A 12,602-nucleotide genomic window follows, 5' to 3' on the forward strand; every position below is an offset into this window, starting at 1 on the left:
TTTGTTCAAGCGCCTCTAGGCGACGGTGGCGACGAGCTCCAGGTACTCGGCCTCGGCGACGAGCGTGCCGTCCTCGGCGCGGTTCTCCCCGTCGATCTCGGCGGCGGCGGCCTCGCTCACCTTCCGCCTGGCCTCGGGGTCGAGGCGGCCGAACGCGGCGTGCCAGGGCGGAAGGTGCCGGACCAGGAACTCCACCTGCGCCACGGCCGACGGCGCGCACCACTCGTTGACCCGCACCCGCGAGCGCACGGAGGCGACCCCGGCGCCGAAGAGCCCGCGGCAGTGGTCCTCGTCGCCCCACATCACCGGCGGCGGGCCGGACGCGGCGCGCGGCGCCGGGAGGAAGGCCGCCATCACCTTCTGGAGCCGGGCGGTCAGGCCGGTCGGCGTCCAGCTCACCAAGCCGACACGCCCGCCGGGCCGGCACACCCGCAGCAGCTCGGCGGCGGCGCGCGGCTGGTCGGGCGCGTACATGACGCCGAAGCTCGACAGCACCACGTCGAAGCTCCCGTCCGCGAACGGCAGCTCCTGCGCGTCGGCGACCTCGACGCCCAGTTCCAGGCCCTCGACGGCCGCCCGCCGGGACGCGGTCTCCAGCAGCCCCGGCACGACGTCGGCGGCGGTGACGCGGGCGCCCCGGCGCGCCGCGGCGAGCGCGGTGTTCCCGCTGCCGGCCGCGACGTCCAGCACCCGCTGCCCGCTCCGCACGTCGGCGGCCCGCGCGAGCAGCTCGCTCACCAGGACGTCCCGGGTGGCGATCGGCTGGTAGTCGGTCGCCTCCCACACTTTTCTGGCCCGGTCGGCCGGGGATTGCGGCGTGGTCGTCATTTCCCGCCTCCTCACAGTCTTCCGGCCCTTCGGCCGGTATTATCGAATGGCGATTCAAAGGTACCGGACCGACCAAGAGCTGGATATGCGGGAGAATTGCGCGGCCACCGCCGTGGACCAGGTCATCGCCGTTATCAACGAGCGTTTCCGTGAGCGGTTGACGGTCGAGGAAATGGCGCGGTCGGTGCGCTACAGCCGGGGGCACCTCACCCGGGAGTTCCGGCGCGTCACGGGAATGACCCCGGCGCGCTTCCTCCAGGCGGTGCGCATACGGGAGGCCAGGAAACTGCTGCTGACCAGTTCGCTGGGCGTGCGGGAGGTCGCGGCGCGGGTCGGCTACTCCAGCGCGGGGACGTTCAGCGCCACATTCAAGGACACCGTCGGGCTGCCGCCCTCCCGCTACCGGGCGCTCGTGCTCGGTTCGGGCGTCTTGCCGCCCGCCGGGCGGCGGTGAGCCCCTCTCAGTTCTCCTCGCCCTCCGGCGCGAGGCGGCGGAAGCGGCCCCCGGCGAACAGCAGGCCGCCGCGGGCGGCGGCGTCCGAGGCGCGGTCCACCGACAGCAGGCGGCCGATGACGATCGTGTGGTCTCCCCCGTCGCAGGTGCGGAACAGCTCGCACTCGAAGCGCGCGGCGGCGCCGGTGATCAGCGGCGCGCCGGTGAGCCGGCCCGGCTCGCAGCCGACGCCCTCGAACATCGCCGCGCCGAGCGGGCGGCGCGCGTCGGCGAAGTGCCGGGCCACCCGCTCCTGCCCGGCCGCCAGCACCGAGACCCCGAAGAAGCCGAGGCAGATCCGCCGGTGCATGACCGCCGTGCGGTCGACGCAGACCAGCAGCAGCGGCGGGTCGAGCGAGACGGCGGTGAAGGAGTTCGCGGTCATGCCGTGCGGGGTCCGGCCGCCGACGGTCACGACGGTGACGCCGGTCGCGAACGTCCCGAACGCCCGGCGCAGCAGGCCGGGCTCGGCGACGTCGGTGGTGTCGGCGTACTCGACGGTCACGACGCCCTCCCGCCGGACGGTTCCGCCCCGGACGGGGCGAACGGCGCCAGCGCGCGGGTCAGCGCGCCGGGGACGCGGACCGGCGCGGTGCCGCCGCCCGCGCCGCGCACGCACGCGACCCGCTGGCGGCCCCGGGCGACGAGGGTCTCTCCGCCGCCGGAGTCGAGCCGCAGGTAGTCGAACCCGAACTCCAGCTGCGTCTGCGCGAGGTCGATCAGGCGCATCCGGACGCAGATCTCGTCGAACGCGGTGATCTCCGCGTAGAACTGGCAGTCGACGTTCAAGGTGAACAACCGGAGATCCTCGCGCAGCTCGGCGAGCAACTCGGGGGCGTGCCGTCTGAGGAACATCTCGCGGCATCGCCCCTGCCACCGGAGGTAATGGGTGTAGTAGACGTTTCCGACGAGGTTGGTGTCCTCGAAGCCGACGATGTGCCGGTATTCGAAATAGTTCATGGGTCATGCCCGCCCTTCGGCCAGAACCGCGAACACCACCGGCGCGGGAACGTCGCGCAGCCGGGTCACGAGCGTCGCGATTTCGAGGGTTCCGGATGAGAGCACCAGCCACGGCCTCCGACCCGTCGTGGTCACGTTCAGCGGCGCGTCGGACGGCAGCCCCGCCTTCGCCAGGCATTCGAGGGCGGCCCATACCCGGGTGCCGGAGACCGCCGCCCCCTCGCCGGTCTCGGCGGCCGCGAGGCGGGCCACGGCGGAATGGCGGCCGAGCAGCCCGTCCCATTCCCCGGCGGGGCGCTCGGCCACGGTCTCGACGTCGCAGCCGACCGTTGCCCCGGCGACCGCGCAGAGGGTGACCCCGGCGCCGTGCGACGAGGAGAGGTGCCGGTCGGCGCCGATCTCCGGGCGTCCGTCCGGCCGGTACCCGACGGACACGCGCCGTCCGACCGTGCGGCTCGCGGCGAGCGCGGTGGCGGCGCGCCGCGCGGACCGCTTCGCGGGGTCCGGCTCGACCGTCACCGCGACCCGGGCGCCGAGCAGGTCCTCCACCGCGCGCTCGATGAACGGGCCGAGCAGCGGCGGCGCCCACGGTCCCGCGCCGTCGCCCCTGCGGACGGCGCGCAGCCGGAGCCCCTCCCAGCGCTCGACGACCCGGCCCGCCGCGTCCCGCACGGCGAGGTCGTAGACGTGGGTGTCGCCGTCGCGGCGGCGCTCGGACGCGGAGTAGCGCAGGGTTCCGGGCGCCGGGTCCGCGGCGGGGTGCAGCCGGTCGACGCCGAGGGGCAGCAGCGTCGCGTCCGGGACGCAGACCTGGTTGCCGTGCATGAGCGCGTCCCGCATGCCGGGGTCGCCGAGCAGGAGCCGCGCGGGCAGGAACGGCGCGAACCAGTCGGCGCGCCCGGCGGCCGCCACCTCGGCGTCGACGTGCCGGGCGGCGAGCCGGTGGTAGCCGCGCAGCCGCCGGAACCGGCCGCCCTGGAACAGCACGTCCCCGTACAGGTCGCGGGAGGGCTCCAGCTCGACCGGCGGCAGCTCGCCGCCGCCCGGTCCGGGCGGCCCCTGCGGCACGCCGCCGCCGGTGTAGCGCAGCCGCGCGCGGAAGTGCTCGGCGGCGAATCCGGTCTCGGCGCTGCGCACGGTCGTCTCGACGGTGTCGTCGCCGGTGACGGTGGCGGCGACGCGGATCGTCGTCGTGCCGCCGGGCGGGACGGCGACGGGCCGCAGGAACTCGACGTCCTCCAGGACGGGCGCGGACGTCCGTCCCGTGGCAGCGGAGGCGACCTGCGCCATCGCCTCCATCCCGAGGACGGCGGGGAACAGCAGGTCCCCGTCGAGCCGGTGGTCGGCGAGGTAGGGGTCGCTCCCGGCGTTCAGGTCGACCTCGGTGACCAGCTCCGCGCCGTGGTAGCGGACGAGCGGCCGGTCGGCGAAGCGCAGCAGCGGCGGCTCGGGCGCCTCCCGGCGGACGGTGTCGATGTCGCCGGTGCGCCCGCTGACGACGACGTCCACGGGCGCGTCCGGGTCGGTCACCAGCCGCCGCAGCATCCGGACGCCCTGGTCGGGGGTGATCGGGGTGATGCCGTCGCGGGCCAGGGCCTCCGCCACGTCGAGCCGCTCGCCCATGCCGACGCCGGACCAGACCGACCACTGGAGGCACAGCGTCCGGCAGCGGGGATGGCGCGCGGCGACCTCGCGGGTGAGGTCGGCCAGCCACTCGTTCGCGGTGGCGTAGTGCGCCTCGCCGCGCAGCCCGGTCAGGCCGAGGATGCTGCCGAAGGCGACCAGGAGCTTGAGCCGGGCGGGGTCCACCGCGTCGAGGACGGCGCGCAGCCCGCCGACCTTGGGGGCGAGCGTCCGCCGGAACGCCTCCAGGTCCAGGCCGGTCAGCAGGCCGGGCTCGTTGCGTCCGGCGCCGTGCAGCACGGCGGTGACCGGGCCGAGCGCGTCCGAGAGCCGGCCGACGGCCGCGCGCACCCGCTCGGGGTCGGTGATGTCCACGGCCTCGTAGCGGACGGTCGCGCCACCGCCGGCCATCCGCTCCAGGTTCGCGGCGAGTTCGGGGTCCTCGCCGGGCGCGGAGCGGCCGAGGAGTGCGAGCCGGGCGCCGCTTTCCCTCGCCAGCGCCAGCGCGGCCTCTGCGGTGATGCCCTTCCCGCCGCCGGTCACGAGCAGCACGTCCGCGGCGCCCAGCGGCTCGCTGGTCCGCGCCTGCCCGACAGGGAGTACGCGCAGTGTCGGCACGCGGCGCGTCCCGTCGGCGCCGTAGCGGACCTCGGCGCAGCCGCTGGTCGCGGCGACCTCGGCGACCGTCCGGGCGAGCGCCCACGGCTCGGGCGGGATGTCCACGACCGTGGTCGGCACGTGCGGGGCCTCCTGCCGCAGCGTCTTGGCGAGCCCGGCCCCGCCCCGCCCGTGCTGGACGAGGACGAACCGGGTGCCCGGCTCCCCGGCGGCGGCCTCCCTCGCGCCCTCCAGCGCGAACGCCAGGTCGTCCACCGCGCAGGCGGGAGGCAGGCAGACGAGCACGCCGGGGCCGAGGTCCGCGCGCTCCAGCTCCGCGCGCAGCGGTCCGGCGAGGGGATGGCCGTCCGGCGCGTGCACCCGCCACGTCCCCGGCACGGCGGGGGCCACGCGCTCGGGCACCGGCTCCTCGGCGAGGTCGACGCGGAAGGCGCGGACCCAGGACGCGGCGCCCGCGACGTCCGCCCCCGGCCGGGCGGGCGCGGGTCCGGCGGTGCCGGCGAGGCCGTCGATCGCCTCGGCCAGCTCCCGCAGCGTCGCGGTGGCGAGGTTGGTGGGCGCCCGCATCGCCGGATGCCCGAGCCGCCGCGCGACCTGGGCGACGATCTGGCCGACCGTGATCGAGCTGAGGTGGAGGCCGTCGAGCAGCCGGGTGCCGTCGGCGACCATGGAGACCGGCAGTTCGGCGCGCTCGGCGGCCAGGCGCCGCAGCAGCTCGATGCTCGGCTCGGTCGCGGGCTCCTCCGGGACGTCCGGAGGTTCGACGGCGACGCGCTCGGGCGGGTCGGGCTGGTCGGGCGGGGCCGGTGGCGGCGCGCCGGTCTCGCACGGGTTGGAGAGGAACCGCTGCGCCGCGCCGATCTCCAGGGGCTTGGCGGGCCGCCCGGCGAACAGCGCCCCGTGCCGGACGGGTGCGCCGAGCACGAACGCGGCGCCCGCCACCTGGAGCAGCCCGCCCAGCCGCTCGTCGTCGGGGTCGAGGGCGAGGACGGGCACGTCGGTGACGGCGGCGGCGAGGCCGGTGAGCACCCGTCCCGGGCCCGCCTCGACGAGCAGGTCGCACTCCTTCGCCGCCAGCTCGACCGCCTGCGCGAACAGCACCGGCGCGGTGATCTGGCGGCGCAGCAGGTCGCGGACGTCGGTGCCGGGCGCGAGGGCGGCGCCGGTCACGGTGGAGACGACCCGCCGCCGCAGCGGCGCGAAGTCCCGGCCGGCCAGCCAGGCGCCGAAGACGCGCGCGGCCGGGGCGACCTGCGGCGAGTGGAAGGCGTGCGAGACGGGCAGCGGAGTCCAGCGCGTCCCGGCCTCCTCGGCGCGGCGGCCGAACTCCGCGACGGCGTCCGGCGGACCGGCGATGACGGTCTGGGACGGGCCGTTGTAGCCCGCGACCACCACCGGCAGGCCCGCGCCGAGCCGCGCGACGGCCTCCGGGGTCGCGGCGATCCCGGCCATGGTCCCGGCGGCGGAGTGCTCGGTCATGATCTGGCCGCGCGCGGCGGCCAGCTCCAGCAGCGCGGTCTCGTCCATCGCGCCCGCCCAGCGCAGCGCGGTGATCTCGCCGAGGCTGTGCCCGGCCGCCACCGACGCCTCGACGCCGAGCGCCGCCAGCGCGGCGAGCGCGGCGGCCGACCCGGTGACGACGCGCGGCTGCGCGACCGCCGTCGCGGCGCCGTCCCCGGTCGCGGTGGTCCGCGCGGCGCGGAGGTAGACCCGGTCGACCTCCGCGAGGCGGCGGCGCAGCGCTCCGCCGCGTCCGGCGCCGCCCGTGCCCTGGCCGGGGAACAGCAGGCCGATGCGGGCGCGCCCGGCGGGATGCCCGAGGAAGGCGTGTCCGCCGGTCTCGACCAGCGACCCCTCCCCCGCGTCCAGGACGGCGAGCACCCGGCGCAGCCGCCGCTCGGCGTCGTCGGGCGAGGACGCGACGACGGCCGCGCGGTAGGGCAGGTCGCGCAGCTCCCGGTGCAGGGTTCCGGCAAGGTCGCGCAGCTGCGCACGCGACAGCGCCGGGACGAAGTCGATCAGCCGTGTGAGCCGGTCGCGGAGCGCGTCCGCCGAGGCGCCGTCGAGCAGGAGCAGCTCCGCGTCCTGGGCGGACGAGGCCAGCGCGCGCGTGCGGGCGTCGAGCGCGCCTCGCCGGGGCGCCGCGCTCTCCAGGACGAGGTGGGTGTTGATGCCGCCGAACCCCATGGACGTGACGCCCGCGCGCAGGTCCGCGCCGTCCGGCCAGGGCTCGGCCGCGCGCGGCGCCCGCAGCGGGGCGGGGGCGTCCAGGAGGGGGTGCGGGTCGACGCAGCCGACCGCCGGCGGGATCACCTGCTCGTGCAGCGCCATCGCCGCCTTGATCAGGCCCGCGACCCCCGCGGCCGCCTTGGTGTGCCCGATGACCCCCTTGACGGAGCCGATCGCGGCGGGAGCGGCGCGCGGACCGTCCGCCGTCAGCGCGGCCGACAGTGCGGCCGACAGGGCGGTCAGCTCGGTGGTGTCGCCGACCGGCGTGCCGGTGCCGTGCCCCTCGAACAGCGGCACGGTGCCGATGCCGAACCCGGCCCGCGCGTACGCGCGGTCGAGGGCGCGCCGGTATCCGGCGACCTCCGGGCGGGTGATGCCCCCGCCGCCGTCGGACGACATGCCCCACCCGGCGACGGTCGCGTAGACGCGGTGCCCGGCCGCGAGCGCGTCCCGCTCGCGCACCAGCACGACCATCCCGCAGCCCTCGCCGGGCCAGAAGCCGGTGGAGTTCCGGTCGTACACGCGCATCTCGCCGGTGGCGAGCGCGCCGGTCTTGGCGAACCCGACCAGCTCGAACGGGTCGAGGGACAGGTCGACGCCGCCGCCGATCGCGAGGTCGGCGTCGCCGTCCACCAGCGCCCGGCACGCCGTGGCCACCGACAGCAGCGAGGAGGAGCAGGCGCCGTCCACCGTGTAGCCCCCGCCGCCGAGGTCGAAGTAGTTGCAGACGCGGCCCGCGATGGTGTTGGACAGGCCGCCGGCGAGGGTGTCCTCGTCGACGCCGGGGAAGGGGCTCTTGTAGCGCCCCTCCAGGTCGTCGAGGAACGCGGCGGCGCGCGCGCCGTCCCAGCCCTGCTCCGCGAGCGCGGCGGCCACGGTGCGGCGCACGTACGGCCAGCGCAGCCGCATCGTGTTCGCGCGGGTGAACTCGCCGGTGAGCGTGTTGCCGACGATCACGCACGCGCGGTCGCGCGGCACGCCCCGCGCGCCGGGCAGGCCCGCGTCCGCGAGGGCGCGGGCGGCCGTGTCGAGCGCCAGCCAGTGGGTCGGGTCGGTCGACCGGTACGTGCTGCCCGCGATCTTGTAGCCGACGCGGTCGAACGCGTAGCCCTCGATGACGGCGGCGGTCCGCGCGTAGAACCGGTCCGGGGCCGCGGGGTCGCGGTCCCAGTAGTCGGACGGCGGGGTCCGCTCGGCGGGCATGCGGCGGAACGCGCGCCTGCCCGCGACCGTGTTCTCCCACAGCTCCCTCGGGGACGCGGCGTCCGGGTAGCGGCACGCCATGCCGATGATCGCGATCCTTGGGCCGGGCGCCGCCGGGTGGGTGCTCATGCGGGCACGACCTCCTTGCCGTCCGGGGGCTCGGTCGCCCGCGCGGGCGGCCCGGCGCCCGGCTCGCGCTCCCGGGCGGCCCGCTGGGCGATGTGCAGCGACCACAGGAACCCGCCGCGCACGAGGCAGGCCCCCGCGGTCGCGAAGAACAGCCCGTAGGCGACACCCGCGCCGGCGAGGTAGCCGTAGAGCGCGGCGACCCCGGCGCCGAAGGCGGCCTGCGAGGCGGGCCTGCTCGGGCTCGTCCCCGGATCGGTGATCATGTAGTTGGTGAACAGCACGAACGCGACCCCGGTCATCGTGCCGAGCGCCCCGAGGATCGCGGTGTCCAGGACCAGGCCGCGCACGACCGCCTGGGCGGCGAACCCGGCGAGCCATGCGCCCACCAGCCACATCCGCCCCGTGAGCCTGGCGTTCAGCAGCGTGCCCGCGGCGAGGATCCCCGCCGGGACCAGCCAGTCGGCGGGCCCCGCGATGTTCTCGGTGAACTGGTAGGGCGGGACGATCGCCGCCCACGGGTACAGCAGCAGGATCACCGCGATCCCGAGGTTGGACGGATTCATGTAGTGCCGCATCCGGCCCCGCACCGGGGCCCGGAAGACCCACTTCCCGCCCACCGCGACCACGACCCCGAACACCATCACCCAGACCTGGTCGTTGACGTAGACCAGCATGTTCAGGGCGAGCGCGGTGATCGTCGCGGGGTAGAGGAACTCCAGCAGGCCGCGCGGGCCGCCGCCGCGGTAGCGGGGCCGCCGGCCCTCCAGGCGGGCGGCGAGCGCCTCCAGCACGGTCTCCGTCGTGTAGCCGGCGGCGAGCGCGATGAACGGCCACAGCCACGGCTGCTCGAAGCCGAGCAGCGTGTAGCCGAAGACGTTGAACACCGAGATCGACACGGTGAAGTTGCGCAGCGCCTTGACGACCTTCGGGTCGTGCCGGGGCGGCCTCGCGGCCCTGTCCGCCTCCGCCATCTCCGCCATCTCCGTCACCTCTCCGTCGCGCGGGTTCCGAGGCCGATCTCGTGCCGTCCGGGGGCCAGCCGGAGGTCCTGCGTGCGGACCCGGCCCGTCCGGTCGCGCCAGCGCAGCCGCACCCGCACCGGCCCGGCGGCCCGGCCGAGGCCCAGGTGGATCTCGCTGCTGCGCTTGCCGGAGTGGCCGCTGCCGCCGTCGACCCGGGCGAGCTGGACGCGGCCGTCCGACGCCGTCGCGGTGACCTGCGCCCCGGTGGCCGGCGAGCCGGGGGCGCCGGTCGCCGGGGACGCGGCGTCGCGGGTCAGCGCCAGCGTCAGCCAGGCGCCGCCGGACGGGCTCACGTTGCGGTAGTAGACCGGCTCGTCCCACTGGCGGGCGACGGCCATGTCGACGCGCCCGTCGCCGTCCGCGTCGCCGGTGGCGATGCCCCGCGTCGGGACGCGGACGGCGAGCCCGAGCGGCCCCGCGACGTCGGCGTAGCCGCCGCCCTCGCGCCTGGCGAAGAAGCGCAGCGGCTGGTTCCCGGCGATGTCGTCCCCGGCCCGGACGTGCGGCCACCACCGCTCGTGCTCCAGCAGCCCGTCGTTGGCCGTCGCCAGCTCCTGGAGCTGCGCCCAGCGGTTGACCTCGCCCTTCACGAACCCGGTCGCCTGGACGATCGCGGGATCGCCGCTGTTGTCGAAGTCGGCCATCTTCACGTCCCACCCCCAGCCGGCCCACGCGGTGCCCTCGCCGGTGCTGCGGTCCTTCCAGGGCGCGTCCCCGCGCCGCAGGCGCGCGCGCAGGTCGGCCTGGTCGCGGGCCGTCGCCATGAACTGGAGGTTGCTCTCCTGGAGGCCGAACGTCGTGGTGATGTTGCTGACGAACATGTCGTAGAGGCCGTTGTGGTCGAGGTCGGCGAAGTCGATGCCCATGCCCTTGAAGGAGTCCGTCCCGATCCGCTTGGACTTCGGGACCATCGGGCCGCGCGCGCCCGTCACCCGCGAGAACCGGATCGCCCCCGGGACGGACCTGTTGTAGAGGAGGGAGTCCCTGCCGTGGTCCTGAGCGAGGTACAGCTCGGGGAGCTGGTCGCCGTCGAGGTCGTTGGCGCCCGCCGCGAGCACCCATCCCCGGGAGACGTCGCGGGGCAGCACGCCGCCCTGCTCCTCGTACGTGACGCCCCGCGAGGCGCCCGTCCAGCGGAAGAAGTGGTCGTCGCCGCCGTTGGAGGCGTTGGACAGGGAGCGGTTCATCGCGACGCCCCCGCCGACCCGGTCGTCCAGGACGGGGCCGTCCGGGAAGTAGTCGCCGATGTAGATGTCGTCGTGGCCGTCGCCGTCGAAGTCGTCGACGGCGGCGGTCGTGCTGTTCCACTGCGGGCCGGTGTAGCGCGCGCCGCCCGCGTTCGGCACCAGCTCCACCGGCGTGTAGGCGGCGGCCGCCGGCGCCTTCGCGCCGGGCCGCGCCAGGTAGACGATGGGCGTCCGGCCCCACAGGTAGACGAGCAGGTCGATGCGCCCGTCCTCGTTGAAGTCGCCGGGGACGCAGCCCATCGGCGCCATCACCTCGTTCATCGGCAGCGGCGCGGGGTTCAGCGCGAACGCGGCGTACCGTCCCGCGCGGGCGCCGGGGACGGGCGTCACCACGACCTGGTCGATGCGGGGGTCGGTGACGCACAGGTCGTTGGGCAGCCCGTCGCCGTCCATGTCGTTCATCGCGATCGCCGCGCCGACCGAGGAGATCCACGCGTCGATGTCGGCGTAGTCGCGGTTCACCCGCCGGATCGCCTGCTGCCGGTACCCTCCGGGCAGCTCGATCGACATCGGCGCGAACGCGTACCGCCCGGCGATCGCGTCCCGTTCGGACGCGGGCACGGACGGCGGCCCGACCGCCGCGAACATCACCACGACGACGAGCACGACGACGAACCCCGGCACCCAGCCGCGTACAGCGGTCATCCGCTAGCACCTCCCCAGTGACACGAACTCCTCGGCGATGCGGCGGCGCCACACCTCGAAGGCGGGCACCCCGCCGGCGGGGCGCTCCTCCGCTCCCGGACGCGCCCCGACGGCGATCCGCGCCGCCTCGTCCGGGGGCATGCCGCAGAACACCCGCGTGGCGACGGCGGTGTGCGGAACGTCCAGTCCGGCGCGCCGGCGCGCCTCGGCCGCGAACGCACAGCCCTGCGCGACCTGCGGCCGGAACTCGCCGGCGCGGTCCCAGAACCTGCGCAGCTCGTCCTCACCGGCGCCGCCGGCGTAGGTCGCGGCCAGCCCCGCCCCGCCGAACAGGTCGGCGCGGCGGCGGGGCGGGAACCGGTCGACCAGGTCGGCGACCACGTCCGCGTCGGCGCCGCCGACGAACCACAGCGCCCGCCCGACGCCCTGGTCGACGACCCGGGCGGCGTACCGTCCCGGCCCGCCGGGCGGCCACGGGAACCGGTCGGGGCGGTACTGCTCGCGGACGTAGCGCCCGGTGCGGAAGTAGGCCTGGTGGAACCCGTAGCCGTCCAGCACCAGCCACCGCAGGACGGGGTCGAGCCCCGCCCCCGGCCAGCGGAACCTCGGCAGCCGCGCCATCGCCCAGCCGAGCCCGACGTGCGCCATGTAGACGTGGTCGCCGCCGGGGCCGTCCAGGTAGCTCCCGAACCGCCGCCCGCCGCGGGGCGAGAGCCCGTCGAGCACGGCGAACCCCATCGCGGCGCCCTCGTGGGCGAAACCGCGGAACCTCGGCGGAACCCCGCGCAGGGCCTCCGCCACCGCCTCCGGCGACCGCGCCCGAGCGGCCCGCGCGTAGCCCGCCAGGAAAGTGCGGCCGATCGTCTCCAGCAGCTCCCGTGCCGCCGGATCCTTCACATGGAACCCGCGCTTGTCCAGACCCACCTCCGAGGTGCTCGGCGTGAGAATGCGACTCCGCAGCGCGCGCCAGACACCGGTCAATGTTCACCGCCGAAAAGTAGAGCGATATCTCTTGCTCCGGTCGTGGCCCCGATTGTGCAGGAATCCAAAGAACAATGGGTCTTTCAACTTCTTCGTATGCGGCACCCGTGCGACAGGAGGGCGCATATGAAAAGACCGCGCGCCACGCGGACTCCACGAAGGGAGAGCGCGCGGCGCGCGGCCGGGGAAAGAGGTGGCGGGTCAGCGGCTCCTGGCGGGATCAAGCTCGCTTTCGCCCGTGCGCACGGGCAGGCCGGCGGCCTTCCACGCCTGGAAGCCGCCGACCAGGTCGGTGGCGTTGCGCAGGCCCAGGTCCTGGAGTGACGCGGCGGCGAGGGAGGAGGAGTAGCCCTCCTCGCAGACCACGATCCAGGCGATGTCGTGGTCGGTGGCCTCGGGGATCCGATGGGCGCTGGCCGGGTCCAGCCGCCATTCGAGATGGTTCCGCTCGATCAGCACGGCGCCGGGGATCACTCCCCCCGCCAGCCGCTGGAACGACGGACGGGTGTCAACGAACCGGGCGCCGCCCTCGACGGCGGCGGCCGCCTCGGACGGGCCGAGCCTGCGCAACCGGGCGCGGGCATGGGCGAGCACTTCCTCGATGGTCTTCAACCGGTGTGCCTT

At 75.8% G+C, this 12,602-nt stretch carries 9 protein-coding genes; 1 reads left to right on the forward strand and 8 read right to left on the reverse strand.

The genetic code is table 11. The annotated features are described in order from the left end of the window. Positions 1-15 precede the first annotated feature (15 nt). Complete coding sequence (locus KLI87_RS32105; RefSeq protein WP_214620028.1) at positions 16-828, reverse strand: class I SAM-dependent methyltransferase; 813 nt, start codon at positions 826-828, stop codon at positions 16-18. 85 nt (positions 829-913) lie between these two features. Here KLI87_RS32105 and KLI87_RS32110 point away from each other — a divergent pair, with 85 nt between their 5' ends. Then, a complete protein-coding gene (locus tag KLI87_RS32110) occupies positions 914-1,282 on the forward strand; it encodes a helix-turn-helix domain-containing protein (RefSeq protein WP_214620029.1) in 369 nt (122 codons plus the stop codon). Between the two features lie 7 nt (positions 1,283-1,289). Here the strand turns inward: KLI87_RS32110 and KLI87_RS32115 are convergent, their stop codons facing one another. From KLI87_RS32115 to KLI87_RS32145, 7 genes are all read right to left on the reverse strand, one after another. Beyond that, complete coding sequence (locus KLI87_RS32115; RefSeq protein ID WP_156222598.1) at positions 1,290-1,826, reverse strand: flavin reductase family protein; 537 nt, start codon at positions 1,824-1,826, stop codon at positions 1,290-1,292. Next, positions 1,823-2,281 (reverse strand): thioesterase family protein, encoded by a 459-nt coding sequence (locus tag KLI87_RS32120; RefSeq protein WP_156222596.1) that lies wholly within the window; start codon positions 2,279-2,281, stop codon positions 1,823-1,825. Before KLI87_RS32120 ends, KLI87_RS32115 begins: the two co-directional genes overlap by 4 nt. Before the next feature lie 3 nt (positions 2,282-2,284). Next, a complete protein-coding gene (locus KLI87_RS32125; RefSeq protein WP_214620030.1) occupies positions 2,285-8,083 on the reverse strand; it encodes a type I polyketide synthase in 5,799 nt (1,932 codons plus the stop codon). Then, positions 8,080-9,063, reverse strand: a complete 984-nt coding sequence (locus tag KLI87_RS32130) for an RnfABCDGE type electron transport complex subunit D (protein ID WP_214620031.1) — start codon at positions 9,061-9,063, stop codon at positions 8,080-8,082. The genes KLI87_RS32125 and KLI87_RS32130 overlap by 4 nt, the downstream gene beginning before the upstream one ends. Before the next feature lie 5 nt (positions 9,064-9,068). Then, the gene (locus KLI87_RS32135) at positions 9,069-10,997 is read right to left on the reverse strand and encodes an ASPIC/UnbV domain-containing protein (RefSeq protein WP_214620032.1); all 1,929 of its coding nucleotides are present in this window, start codon (positions 10,995-10,997) and stop codon (positions 9,069-9,071) included. 3 nt (positions 10,998-11,000) lie between these two features. Beyond that, positions 11,001-11,978 (reverse strand): DUF1702 family protein, encoded by a 978-nt coding sequence (locus tag KLI87_RS32140; protein ID WP_156222590.1) that lies wholly within the window; start codon positions 11,976-11,978, stop codon positions 11,001-11,003. 201 nt (positions 11,979-12,179) lie between these two features. Next, positions 12,180-12,590 carry a rhodanese-like domain-containing protein gene (locus KLI87_RS32145; RefSeq protein WP_156222588.1) on the reverse strand — a complete coding sequence of 137 codons (411 nt, stop codon included), beginning with the start codon at positions 12,588-12,590 and terminating at the stop codon, positions 12,180-12,182. Positions 12,591-12,602: the final 12 nt, after the last annotated feature.

This window comes from Actinomadura sp. NEAU-AAG7 (genome assembly GCF_018603865.1).
Lineage (GTDB): Bacteria > Actinomycetota > Actinomycetes > Streptosporangiales > Streptosporangiaceae > Spirillospora > Spirillospora litoris.

Bases quoted from the DNA above. Each gene is read 5' to 3' on its own strand.
- KLI87_RS32110 (WP_214620029.1), top strand. From the start codon at position 914: ATGCGGGAGAATTGCGCGGCCACCGCCGTGGACCAGGTCATCGCCGTT.
- KLI87_RS32105 (WP_214620028.1), bottom strand. From the start codon at position 828: ATGACGACCACGCCGCAATCCCCGGCCGACCGGGCCAGAAAAGTGTGG.
- KLI87_RS32130 (WP_214620031.1), bottom strand. From the start codon at position 9,063: ATGGCGGAGATGGCGGAGGCGGACAGGGCCGCGAGGCCGCCCCGGCAC.
- KLI87_RS32120 (WP_156222596.1), bottom strand. From the start codon at position 2,281: ATGAACTATTTCGAATACCGGCACATCGTCGGCTTCGAGGACACCAAC.
- KLI87_RS32125 (WP_214620030.1), bottom strand. From the start codon at position 8,083: ATGAGCACCCACCCGGCGGCGCCCGGCCCAAGGATCGCGATCATCGGC.
- KLI87_RS32135 (WP_214620032.1), bottom strand. From the start codon at position 10,997: ATGACCGCTGTACGCGGCTGGGTGCCGGGGTTCGTCGTCGTGCTCGTC.